Annotated in this window: 8 protein-coding genes and 1 pseudogene; 5 read left to right on the top strand and 4 right to left on the bottom strand. The window is 38.3% G+C overall.

Annotation, left to right across the window (positions count from 1 at the left end):
* Genes IPO27_18120 through IPO27_18105 form a run of 4 tightly spaced genes read right to left on the bottom strand, consistent with a single transcriptional unit; the run spans position 1 to position 5801 of the window.
* Complete coding sequence (locus IPO27_18120; GenBank protein ID MBK8848345.1) at positions 1–636, bottom strand: hypothetical protein; 636 nt, start codon at positions 634–636, stop codon at positions 1–3.
* A gap of 4 nt (positions 637–640) precedes the next feature.
* Complete coding sequence (locus IPO27_18115) at positions 641–1306, bottom strand: 16S rRNA (uracil(1498)-N(3))-methyltransferase (protein MBK8848344.1); 666 nt, start codon at positions 1304–1306, stop codon at positions 641–643.
* A 60-nt stretch (positions 1307–1366) separates the two neighbouring features.
* Complete coding sequence (locus IPO27_18110; protein MBK8848343.1) at positions 1367–1639, bottom strand: translocation/assembly module TamB domain-containing protein; 273 nt, start codon at positions 1637–1639, stop codon at positions 1367–1369.
* A complete protein-coding gene (locus IPO27_18105) occupies positions 1632–5801 on the bottom strand; it encodes a translocation/assembly module TamB domain-containing protein (protein ID MBK8848342.1) in 4170 nt (1389 codons plus the stop codon). Before IPO27_18105 ends, IPO27_18110 begins: the two co-directional genes overlap by 8 nt.
* Before the next feature lie 77 nt (positions 5802–5878).
* Between IPO27_18105 and tsaD the strand changes: the two are divergent.
* The 5 genes and pseudogenes from tsaD (at position 5879) to IPO27_18080 (ending at position 12667) form a co-directional block, all read left to right on the top strand.
* Positions 5879–6909, top strand: a pseudogene (gene tsaD, locus IPO27_18100) (tRNA (adenosine(37)-N6)-threonylcarbamoyltransferase complex transferase subunit TsaD).
* Between the two features lie 305 nt (positions 6910–7214).
* Positions 7215–8504, top strand: a complete 1290-nt coding sequence (locus IPO27_18095) for a T9SS type A sorting domain-containing protein (protein MBK8848341.1) — start codon at positions 7215–7217, stop codon at positions 8502–8504.
* Positions 8505–8898: 394 nt separating this feature from the next.
* On the top strand, positions 8899–9558 hold the full coding sequence (locus tag IPO27_18090; GenBank protein ID MBK8848340.1) for a hypothetical protein: 660 nt from the start codon (positions 8899–8901) through the stop codon (positions 9556–9558).
* Between the two features lie 111 nt (positions 9559–9669).
* The gene (locus IPO27_18085) at positions 9670–11862 is read left to right on the top strand and encodes a hypothetical protein (GenBank protein ID MBK8848339.1); all 2193 of its coding nucleotides are present in this window, start codon (positions 9670–9672) and stop codon (positions 11860–11862) included.
* The gene (locus IPO27_18080; GenBank protein MBK8848338.1) at positions 11822–12667 is read left to right on the top strand and encodes a hypothetical protein; all 846 of its coding nucleotides are present in this window, start codon (positions 11822–11824) and stop codon (positions 12665–12667) included. The genes IPO27_18085 and IPO27_18080 overlap by 41 nt, the downstream gene beginning before the upstream one ends.
* Positions 12668–12673: the final 6 nt, after the last annotated feature.

Genomic DNA, 12673 nt, shown 5'->3' with positions numbered 1-12673 from the left:
TTAATATTGAGGTTTTAGTCCGAGGTCGGTGCCCATCCAAAAGCCCTGCCAGTGAGCATTTACACCTATATTAAGCATAAACGAGCCAAACCAGTTTGTATTTTTGTTATCGCCAATAACAACATTATACAACCCGGGAGGTATCAGCCGCGATTTAGCAGTTAACCGAACAAGCGCATTGCCATTTTTCATATTGGGTTGTGTGGGCATTTCTTTGCTATCATCATTACTGCCAACAATCTGCCAGGCATACTCCTTATTTACAGCATGGTTTTGTGGTTTGTAATTAGCAGCGCGATATAATTTAATAGCGGGGTCAAATGTCTTGTCCCAAAGCACTTTCCGTTCAAAATAATTTTCGGTACTAAGGTCACCCCTGTTAGGCGATGTTAATTGGGGCACAGGACTAAATGTGCGTAATCCAAGTTCTTCGCAAGAATCAGGGATTTCAAAATAAATAGTAAAATAATTACTGCCGATACTACCACTATCAATAACGGCAAAAAAAGCTTTAATATCACTATAAGGTACGGCACTACCGCCAATTACACTGCTCGACTCGAAGCGTGCTGTGCGTTGTCCGTTTACATTAAGTGCAATTGTGGCAATTGCCAAGGATAAAACAAGTCGTTTCATATTATTAAAAACAATTAATCGAATAAAAATAAGCTGCAGCAAATAATCCTGCTGTTTCAGTTCGCATGCGTGCATCACCAAATGATGCCGCTACAAAATTATGCTTTTGCGCCAATTCTACTTCCATTTGCGAGAAATCTCCTTCAGGACCAATAACTACGGTGGTATTGGTATTAGCAGGAAGTACTTTGTTAAGCGCAAATTTTGGTTTCGCATCCAAACAACAAGCTATTAGCTTGGTGTCGTTAGTTTTTTCAGAAATAAAATTTTCAAATTTTGTAAGTGGGCTTAATGTTGGAAACCGGTCGCGTTGCGATTGCTTGCAAGCAGAATCGATTATCGATTGCAAACGGTCGGTTCTCAAATTTGTTTTCACTGTATGTTGGCAATGCAAAGGTGTAATTCTATCTATAGCTAACTCTACTGCTTTCTCCACAAACCATTCTAATCGTTCCGTATTTTTCAGAAGTGAAATTGCAATATGCAATTTTGACTGACAAGCACTGTTGCTTTCAAGCATATAGTGGGGTATCACAAACACGCTATTTTTTGTTATGCTTTGAATATTACTAACAGCTGCCTTGCCAAAGCCATCTGTTACAATTAGCGCATCGCCCGGTTTAAGGCGCAGTACTTTTGTAGCCTGATGGCCCTCACTTTTGCGAAGCATGACTTCGGAATCGTTAAAATGGTCCGTAATAAATACAGGGAGATCAGGCCAGTTCATGAGTTACTTTAATGTAGTTTTCTTTCTTTTTAACAATTCTTCAAACGAGTCAAAATCTTTTCGATAAAACCAACCCACCCCTTGCGTATAGGGCGCTTGATTGACTCTATAAATATTATTGATATTGGATTTATTAAAGGCTTTAATCCTGAAATTGCCATCCTTGCTTGCCAGATATTCAATATTAAACTCTCCTACCACATTACCCGAAGTATTATTAACAGATGTGCCTGTGCCAAGGCCAACATTGGTACTAATTATGATGCGGTCATTCAATAATTTTTTGAAGCAACACATTGTATTGCTCAGGTGTGATAGCATCACCTTGCGTATAATTTAAATTTATATCGAGATCCACTTCGCGGCCAAGGCTACTAACCCAATCGCTCAATTGCTTGCTCAAAAACTCGGTAAGGCTGCTGGATGCATTGGTTGTATTCGATATTAAGGTTGACCCCTGCGTTTGTTTAATATCTTCGGGAACACTGAATTTATTTAAAAATAAAATACTCATGGCCTGTCGGTTTTTTTCGTCTTCAGTATTAATATATCTTCGTATAAGCGATTCAAGATTAGCATCGGCACCAGGCACTTCAATATCAAATGAAACTTCGGGGCTAAATAATTTATTTTTCAAATTGAGTATTACATACACATTTTGCCTGCTACGAAACGAAGCTGTATCCTGCAATAAATCATATAGCCCTACCATTTTCTCATACCTTGCTTTAATATCAATGCTTGCATCGTAAGGATTTCCGTTCCAGCGTATGTTGCTGCCTGACACTATTTCAAATGGCTTGCCAACCAGGTTTTGCATACTGAAAAAGTACTTTCCCTGCGTTATGTTGTAATCGCCAAACATGTAAAATAAACCATCGGGGCTTATCGACATTTTAATATTGCCATTGCCACGGCCTGTAATAACATCGCCAACCTTTTCGTCAAAAATAAGATTTATCTCTGCTTCTGTATTTGCAGTTATATTAAAATCAAGATCGAACCCTTCAATTTTTACAGGAATGCGTTTGGCATTAGCTTGCACCACATTTGTAGCAGGATTCTTATTTATGAAAGTAATGTATTCATCATTGCTGATTTCTTCAGGCGATGAAAGAGGCATATTAATTTTGGTAAAAATTTTGGGCGATACCCGTTCGGTCTTCATGGTTAATTCCATACGCATAAGGTCAGGGGTGCCGCCTACTTTAACTTTCCCGGTACCGTAAGCTTCTCCATAATATAAGTCGTTTTCCTTTATGGTGGTGTTCAGCATTTGAAACTTTTTTGCGTTTATATTTAAATCAAACGACATATTGTCGAAAAAACGATGGTATAATTTTCCATCCACTATTGCCTCGCTTCCATTAATATCATTCAATTTTACATTATCAAAACCGATGTAGTCTTCTTTAAAATCGATATCATCGCTTAAGGAATAGCGTGTTCCAAGGTAATCAACCTTAAATGAAGCCTTTTGCAAAAGTGCATTGCCGGTAATAAATGGCTCGGCAGGATCACCATATAAGCGCAGCTTGCCCGAGCCCTTTCCTCGCAAATCGCTTACAATTCCTTTAAAGTAATGTTGCAAGGCACTTAAGTTCAACTTCTGCACGCGGATATCAAAATCCAAAAAATCGCTTCGCTCGCTAATCTGATAGAATCCATTAAACGCTATGCTGCTATCTCCATTTCGAAGCACCTCACCTTTCAAATTTACTTTATCCTTATTTGAATCATAATCGGCTAACACATGCGCATCGCCTACCGAGTCGTTGAAAAAAGAAAAATTACGAATTTGTATATCGCCATCGAGTCGCGGCTTTGCAGCAAGGCTGAATAAATCAACACGCCCGGTAATTATACCACCAAACTGTAAATCATATGCATAGAGAATTTTATTAAGTGGTGCCACATCAAAATCATTAAAATTCAACTTTAATGAATTTTCCGGATCGCTGTTTATTACTCCATCTAAGCGAAGCATATGGTTATAGTTATTTTTTAATTCTACCATTTCGAATAGCCAGCCAGCTTGAGAATATTTTATCTTGTTTTCTTTAGCCACCTTCCAGATTAGCGTATCTACTTTAATCAGGCTGGAAGGATTGATTGTAATATTTGCTATTCCACCATCCAGAAATTCGGTGTCAAATGCTAATAAAAGTTTATTGGTGGCAGTATCAAAATCATGAATACGACAGTCTATAAACGAGCTCTTATTATCCGATTGCCCTGCTATGGTAATATGATCGATAGGCAAACTGTCGCGCAAAAACAAATTTCCAATTGTACTGGTAAAGTAAAATCGGCCTTCTTTACTATTTCCGCTTATCTTAATATCTTCAAATCTATTATCATCAATCTGAAATACATCTCCATAAGCATTTATATTGACTTCGTTCGTGTGGGTATTTACATTTCCCAATGCTGTAGCATTGGGCGCTAATTTTATACTCGGAGCAAAAATATCTAACACGGGTTGCGGATTCTTAGCTACTATTTCAAATTGGCAATTTTCCTTTTCTCCTTTATTTGGAATTGGCTTAATAGTAGGAACATAGTTTGTTATCGTATTGTAAAGTGTAATAAAAACGGTACTAAGTTTACGTACATTTCTAAACTTGGCATTGGCTACATCACTATTAAGACTGATATTGTACAAACCGTTTTCCATTTCCGAATTGAAGAGAATATTGTCGGCAATAATTAATTTTTCTTTTTCAGAATAAGTAAAGTCGCTTATCTGAATGGAGCCAATTACATCGTCTATGTTTTTGCCGCGTGCATTAAGCGTTACATTGCCGCTAAAAGCTGATGTTGGATCGCGTTTAAATAATTGCAATGCTACCGGCTTAAGTTGCGCCACATCTGCATTAAAGTTATACTGTGGGGTTTCGGAAGTAAAATCAACTTTCCCGTTAAAGTCGAGCGAAATATTTTCTTCATTAATAGACACTGCTCCATTAAACAACTTTTTGGATGCATCACCTGCTACTTCAAGATTAGAATAACGGTAACCGTATATGTCTATATAGTCCACTTGCCCTTCAATTTTTCCGTTCACTTTTTCAATGTCAAATGATTGACCATCTATTTTACAATTGAACGAAGTAGCGCCAATAACGTTTGAGGCATCAAACATTTTACCCAAATCAAAATCCACTGCCTGTATGTTACCACTATAACGCTCGAGCGATGTTCCTGTTTTTAGATTCACGTCAGCAACAATGGTCCCTATCTTGGTTTTAATAGTGCCGTAGGTAACAAAGTCCTGAAGATACCCGATAAATTTGCCTTTGAAATTTACGGTACCTAAAGGCACAAGCCATGATGGTATTTCAAGTTTCTTCTTTTCTAAAAATGGATAGGATGGAATGCGTGCTACATCGTCATAACTCAGTACCAGATTTTTTAAATCGGCATCTACGTAAGTTTCCTCTATTTCTGGCAAACCATTCAAACTGATATTACCAGCTATCAAGCTTTGGTTGCCGTAGGTAATTTTAATATTTTTTCCGCGAAGGTTTGGAACCTTTCCCTTTACCGTACCTTCAAATGTGACCGACTTATCAAGCCCGAATAATTCCTTTGCAAAATATTGGATATCATTTGACGATACTACGGTGTTAGCAAAAGAAGAGCGTATATTGACACTATCAATAAAATCATCAAAGTCTTCCCAGTCATTAAACAAAAAGGTAAGTTGCCCGGCAACATTACTTTGGGGCGAAATTATCTGGAGATTGTTGCAGGTAAACTCATTATCTTTTATGACCGTATTTGACTTGAAACCAGAAATACGAAATCCCTTGTGTTCTTTAAGGGAAATATTATTTACATGAAATGTTGTGCTATCATCAAAATTAAAATGATCAGCATCTACAAAAAGACTATCAATGCGTATGTCATCAAAATCTACGCAGGGTGTATGGCCATCATGGCGCAAGTCGCGATAGTGAAAGCGCATGTTAGCTAATTGAATTCGTTGCAGACGGAAGTCAACCTTCGACTTAGAGCTTGTGTCTGTATCTCCCCCTGCAAAATAGTCTGTTATTATATCGAGGTTTAAGCCCTTCCGTTCTTTAAAACGTTTCACATTGATAACTCCATCGGCTAAAGTCACATTGTCAAAAACGAATCGGCTATCGGCAATAGAAAACACACTGGCTTTAGCTTCTATAACTGGAATGTAGGCAAGGGTATCTCTTTTTTCATCTTCAACATATAAATCGCGGATAATAAAATTGCGAAATAGCTGGAAATCGACCGAGCCTATAGAAACAGTTGTTTTTAGTTCCTTACTAAGGTAAGATGCTGCCCTGTTAACTACAAACGATTGTACGGCAGGAAAACGTATTGCAACAACAAGAAAAACCAACAATAAAAGTACTGTTAGCAGCAAACCTGTTATTATGCGTAAAACCTTCCTAATCATTTTTTAAAACGGTTGGCTAAAGTACAATTTAGCGGTTCATTTTTGAATGAGCTAGGCATTAATTAGTTTTGCAAAATATGGTTAACGAGAATTACATACTGGCAATAGAATCATCGTGTGACGAAACATCGGCTGCGGTATGCCGTAATGAAAGCATCCTGAGCAATGTTATAGCCAATCAAAGTGTACATGCAGCTTATGGAGGTGTAGTGCCGGAGCTGGCATCGCGCGAGCACCAAAAAATATTGTACCAGTAGTAACAGCAGCTTTGAAGAGTGCAGGCATCAAAGTGTCACAGCTCTCAGCCATTGCATTTACGCAAGGTCCCGGCTTGTTGGGTTCGTTGCTCGTAGGCAGCAGTTTTGCCAAAGGAATGGCCATGGGACTAAACATTCCTATTATTTCAGTAAATCACATGCAGGCTCATATTCTTGCTCATTTTATTAAAAAAAATAGCGATGACCGTACTCCACAGTTTCCTTTTCTGTGCCTTACCGTATCAGGCGGACATACCCAATTGGTTTTGCTGCGCGATTATTTTGACATGGAGATAATTGGCCAAACCTTAGACGATGCTGCCGGTGAGGCGTTTGATAAGTTGAGTAAAATATTGCACCTGCCCTACCCCGGTGGCCCCTTAATTGACAAATATGGCAAGACAGGAAATCCTCTTAAGTTTACTTTTAACAAACCATCCATTGCCGGATTCGATTTTAGTTTTAGTGGATTAAAAACAAACATTCTCAACTTTATTAATAAAAACCAACAAGCCGATGCCAACTTTATTGAAAGTAACCGTGATGATATATGCGCATCGGTACAACACACGATTGTCGAAATTTTGCTCGATAAATTTATTAAAGCCGCCAAAGAATATAACGTGAGCGATATTGCAATTGCTGGAGGAGTTTCGGCTAACAGCTACCTGCGAAGCCGCTTGACCGAAACGGGCGCTGCGCTTAATCTCAATGTATTTATTCCCCCTTTTGAATACTGCACCGACAATGCTGCCATGATTGCTATTGCAGGCTATTATAAACTTAAATCGAAAAGTTTTGCAAGCCAGAATATTGCAGCCAGTGCCCGTTTGGATTTTGATAAATTGTAAATATTTTTATAAAGTAAATCCATCGCCTTATCTGACAAAATTCCATCAATAAGCATGATATGCTTTTTTTACAGCCTAAACTCAACATTCGGGTTATTTGAAATTTTTGCCTCAAAAATAATAAGCAGCAATTAAAAACATGGTAACCCAAATCCTTGTTAAACTGAACTTCGATAATTTCAACATCTCTCCAAACAAATAGGCCTGAAACTATAGTCGTGTAGTTAATAATTGAAAAAAAAAGGTTTTATTTAGGTTAATTTAAGTGTGTTTATACATTTGCACAAAAAACATAACAAAACAAAATGAAAAAAATTGCCTCTTTATTATTTGCATGTTTAATAGCACTAGCAGCACATGCACAGCTAACCGTACAAAATGTATATGTGCTTAACGAGGGATACTATGATTGGAATACGAGCACCATTGTAACTGCACCCAGCGCAGGCTATTATAATCCGATAACAAAAAACTATACCACTTTTGCCACTTTTGCCAATGCCCAATTTGCCTCTGACTTAATTATTGAAGGAAATGTAATTTACATAGCAGCTTCAGATGGTATTTATCGTTTTGATAAAACTAACCATACGCAAACACATTTTACTCCCATAGATGGTATTCGTAAAATGGATGTATGGAACAATCAATTACTATGTACACGTGGCGATGTTGGCCTTGCAAATAATTATTTTCAGGTTTATGATAAAAACAATCTTGCCTTTATATATGAGTTGAATAATATGACAGGTCCTGCCTTTACATGCGAAGGAATTGCCGTGAAAAATGACAAAGCTTACATTGCACTCAACAATGCATTCTTTTTTCCCAACTATGTAGGAAAAATTGGTGTGGTCGATTTAAACTTACAATCCTATGTTAATGAAATTGACCTTGGGCCAGATGGGTTGAATCCGGATTATTTGGCACTAGACCAAACGAACAATCAAATTGTGACGCTTAATAATTTAGATTTCACCAATGCCTCTGTTAGTAGTTTAGATTTAGTAAATCAAATGCCCCAAACCACCAAACTCAACGTGAGCAGCGGCTGTGCATCGAGCGTGTTTTCGCCTACTCAGGGTGAAATTGCTTATCAGGTAATGGGCGAAAATTCAATAAAGAAATTCGACTTGAGTCAACAAAGCACCACCACTACTTTAAGTGTAAACAGATCCATTTATGGAATGGCTTTCGATAAGGTTAATAATTACCTCTATAGCGGCAACACCGACTTTGTCAACTATGGCCAGGTTTACATTTATGACTATGCAACCGGAGGTATGATAGATTCATTTTTTGTTTCTGTATCACCGGGCACCATCGTTATAGATTATACAGGCGCTATTTCTATTAATGAAAGTGTTGAAAATTCATATTCCTTATTTCCAAATCCGGCTAGTGATGTAATCAAGATAAACGGCATTACCAATAATGTAACGGTATCGGTATGTGATGTGACAGGAAAAAATTTAATTACTAAAAAATTGAATGAGCAAGACCCGTTTATTTCAATTGCCCATTTGGCACCGGGTATATACACGGTTTCTATTGAAAACAAAAACGCCTCTGTTTTCAGATTTACAAAACAATAATAAGCCAGTCATGCAAAGCATGACCGGTAAAATAAATAGCACTTCGCTGAGGCCACCTTCTAAGTAAGTGGCCTTATTTTTTTATCCTATGCTAAAACGATATGCCCAAATAGGTTTCTATGCTGCATCTGAGACAAGGCCATGCAAAAAATGGCCAATAAAAAGTTTTTCACAATCTATGTACAACTTCGTTAAAGTTGAATGTTAACGGTTATTTTAATATTAATTTGCATACTGTTGATGCTTGCTTCACAATTAGGGCATATTGTATTTAGTCAAATTGAGTTCTAATTTTTTTAAGAATTAAAATCAAAAATTTCTAAATAACGCGAGGGCATTAATTGTAACAAAGGCTTTTCAATAGGAGTCACATCTCTATTCTGAATATAAAAATATGATACGTTCAATATTTACCGGGCTGCTGCTCATCTGGATGACTATGGTGGTGCATGCCCAATCTATCAAAAGCTTTACACCCGATGCAGTTAAGTTTCCCAAAGAAATGCAGGCATTTCTTGAATTGGGAATTAAGAAAGAGGCAGATGATATCATGGATAAGTTTTTACCCTTGTGGGAACAAGGGCGATTTACACCGGCACAGCAAAGGGACATTTACGACTTTACCAACCTGATGCTTAAAAAAAGATTGAAACCCAATCCGGATTTTTCAAATTACATGCGCGCACTTATTGGTTTTGCCGAAGGCGGCAAAACACCTACCGATTTTAAGAACTGGCATCTTGCGCTCGAAAAATCATCGTTAGGTACGATGCGTAAGTTCAGCGATTTTATTGAAAACTGCTTTGTATTCTTTGCAAAAAATTCCCTCTACGAAAGTAATTCGGTACGCTGGGCTGCAGATAACACAAACTATTCATTTGAATTTGACTCACTACCCAAAATAGTATATCCAACGCTAAACTTACAATGCTATGCTAAAGGCGACAGCTCTTTTATTTTAAAAAACCTCGGAGCGTATTATCCCAACCTTCGCCTGTGGCGAGGCACGGGTAGCCCGCATTACCTGGGAACGCGCTGGTCTTTCGCCAACTGATGTTTACTGCGATCTTTCCACTTACACCATTGACATGACCGGTTCGGATTATACTGCCGACAGTGTGAGCTTTTATCATAAAAATATTTTTCGAATGTACTGCAAGGGCTTATGCTCGATAAAATTATTGCTAACAGCGATACAGACAATGCTTCGTACCCACGCTTCCAAAGTTATACCAGAGAGATAGAAATAACCAACTTAATTAAAGATGCGGAATATAAAGGAGGCTTTGACATGAGGGGTAGCAAAATGATTGGAGCAGGAAATGATGTGCAGAATGCGCAACTTATTTTCAAAAGAAAAGATAAGCCATTTTTTGTAGCCTCATCCAAATCTTTTCTCATCACGCCAGAGCGTGTAGCCAGCGAAAATGCGTCCATCTGCATCTACTGGGAGGTTGATTCCTTGCCGGGTATATTGGATAGCATTGTGCATCCCGGCACAAATTTCAAATACATTAATAAGGATAAAAAAATTACGGTAATACGTGATACTCGTGGTGCGCAACAAAGTCCGTTTTTCGATTCGTATCATGATGTTGATATTTATCTGGAAGAACTTACCTGGAAAATTGATGACCCCATAATTGATATGAAAATGGGCTCGGGACAGGGTGAAAGTAAAATGCGAATTGAATCGGCAAATTACTTCAGCGAGAATCGGTTTAAAAAAATACAAAGCATTAATGATGAATCGCCTTTGTATGTGGTAAAAAAGTTTGCACAAAAGTATGGCACCGATTATGTGATGACCGAAGATCTTGCAAAAGAAATGCGCATGCAACCAAGCGAAGTGCGAGGCATGTTGCTTTATCTAAGCAATAATGGATTCCTATCATTTGATTTTAAAACAGACAAAGCCACAATAAAAGATAAACTATATTACTACCTCAAAGCATTTAGCAACAAAACAGACTATGATGGAATTATAGTTGAATCGCAAATTGCCAAGTTGCCCAATGCAAGTATTAATCTGCTAAATTTTGATTTGCGCATCAGAGGTGTTGCCAATGTGGTGTTGAGCGACTCCAATAATGTGTTTATTGTTCCAAGCGATCAGGAGGTATTGATGCGTAGCAATCGCGATTTCTCATACAAAGGGAGATTGCGTGCAGGTCGTCTCGATTTTTATGGCAATAATTTTCAATTCCTATATGATGACTTTAAAATAAAACTGAATGATATAGACAGTATGCGCATAAAGGTACCGGGAGAAATTCCGGATGCCAATGGTGAATATCCCTTGATAGCAGTACAAAATTATCTCAAAGGAATAAGTGGAGAAATAATTATCGATAGTCTTGAAAATAAATCGGGTGTTAAAAGAGCGCCTAGTTATCCACTCTTTACTTGTACCAGCAATAGTTATGTGTATTGGGATAATCCCAATGTATTTGGAGGCGTTTACAAACGCGATTTATTTTATTTTAAAGTTGAGCCTTTTGAAATGCGTGGTACCGATAAAGTGCGCAAAGAAGATGTCCGCTTTGAAGGGACTTTTGTAAGCAACATTTTTCCCGATATGAAACAATCGTTGCTGGTGCAGGAAGATTATTCGTTAGGATTTGAAATGGACACTCCTCCCGAAGGCATGCAGGCATATGAGGGTAAAGGCACATTTACCAATAAGTTGAAATTAAGCAACAAAGGACTTGAAGGCAAAGGCAACATCGATTACTTAAGCAGCAAAACCATTTCCGATCACATTTACTTTTTTCCTGACAGTACCCTTGCCGATGCTAATGATTTTGAAATCAGACGCGAGAAGAATTATCCTGCTGTAAAAGCAAATAATGTAGATGTAGTTTGGGTTCCTAAAAAAGATTACATGGATATACATAAGCGCGAAAAAGATTTTGACTTGTATGACAAGCAAGTTTATCTTGATGGCAGCCTGCGCCTTGCCCCAAAGGGGCTTGGCGGTTATGGCACAGCGGGCTTCTACGATGCTCAACTGCTATCGCGCGATTTCAATTTTGAACAATCACGATTTGGTGCCGACTCCTCAGGCTTCCGATTAAAGAGTGATGACGAAGGCACATTCGCTATTGATGCACGAAATATTAATGCACAAGTAGATTTGAATAGCAAGACCGGAAAATTCAAAGCTAATGATGCGCGCAGCCGTGTTGATTTTCCGGCTAATCAATACACCAGCAATATCGAAAAATTTGATTGGGACATAACTGCACGCGAGCTACAGTTTAAATCTGACTTAAAAGATGGGGCCTCTTACATTAGTACATGCATTACAAGACTCCTTGCGCTGGAATTCGCCATGGCTCAATTACAGCCTTGCTGATTACAATATGCGTGGTACAGATGTAAAAGAAGTACTTACTGGCGATGCACAGGTAAAGCCCTATGGTGGTAAAGTAGTAGTTGAAAAAGGTGCAAAGATGCAAACACTACAAAATGCAATGGTTATTGCTAATACGACTACCAAATACCACACGTTTGTAAATGCAAGCATCGATATAGCATCGCGCAAGCGATACGAGGGTACCGGTGATTATGAATACACCGACCAAGCAAATAATAAGCACCTCATTCATCTTGAACGCATCGGCATTGACACCTCTAAATCAACCTATGCCTTTGGTCTGGTAGATGATACGGCAAACTTTGTTATTGCACCTAATACAAATTTCAAAGGGCAGGTAAAAATTCGTGCGCCCAAGGAGCCACTATTCTTTGATGGCTATGCACACTTCTCACACAATTGCGAAAAAATTGGAAGTGCCTGGTTTAGTTTTGCCAGCGATATAGATCCCAAAGGTGTATCGATACCCGTGCGCAATCCGGTAAACGAAACCAGGGAAAGTTTGTTTAGTGGTTTTTGTTTTACCAATGATAGTGATGGTGTGTATGCAACCTTCATTACTGAAAAACGCAAAAAATCAGATGAGGAAATACTCTCATCTGCCGGTGTACTATCTTATGACAATGCAACTACCGAGTATCGCATAACACCTGTAAACGATTCGGATGCATACCTAAGTTTGAATGCTACCACATGCCATGTATATGGTGAGGGTTACATTGATACACGACTAAGCATGGACAATTCAAAGTCAATGTGGTTGGCAGTTTGGAAAAAATCTTGAAAACGA

Source organism: Bacteroidota bacterium, assembly GCA_016714535.1.
Classification (GTDB): Bacteria; Bacteroidota; Bacteroidia; order AKYH767-A; family OLB10; genus JADKFV01.
Note: the sequence above shows the minus strand (reverse complement) of the source record. Positions and strands in the feature narration are given on the sequence as shown.

Excerpts from the sequence above, each read along its gene's own strand:
- IPO27_18105 (MBK8848342.1), bottom strand. The coding sequence starts at position 5,801 with ATGATTAGGAAGGTTTTACGCATAATAACAGGTTTGCTGCTAACAGTA.
- IPO27_18090 (MBK8848340.1), top strand. The coding sequence starts at position 8,899 with ATGATACGTTCAATATTTACCGGGCTGCTGCTCATCTGGATGACTATG.
- IPO27_18120 (MBK8848345.1), bottom strand. The coding sequence starts at position 636 with ATGAAACGACTTGTTTTATCCTTGGCAATTGCCACAATTGCACTTAAT.
- IPO27_18115 (MBK8848344.1), bottom strand. The coding sequence starts at position 1,306 with ATGCTTCGCAAAAGTGAGGGCCATCAGGCTACAAAAGTACTGCGCCTT.
- IPO27_18095 (MBK8848341.1), top strand. The coding sequence starts at position 7,215 with ATGAAAAAAATTGCCTCTTTATTATTTGCATGTTTAATAGCACTAGCA.
- IPO27_18085 (MBK8848339.1), top strand. The coding sequence starts at position 9,670 with ATGCTCGATAAAATTATTGCTAACAGCGATACAGACAATGCTTCGTAC.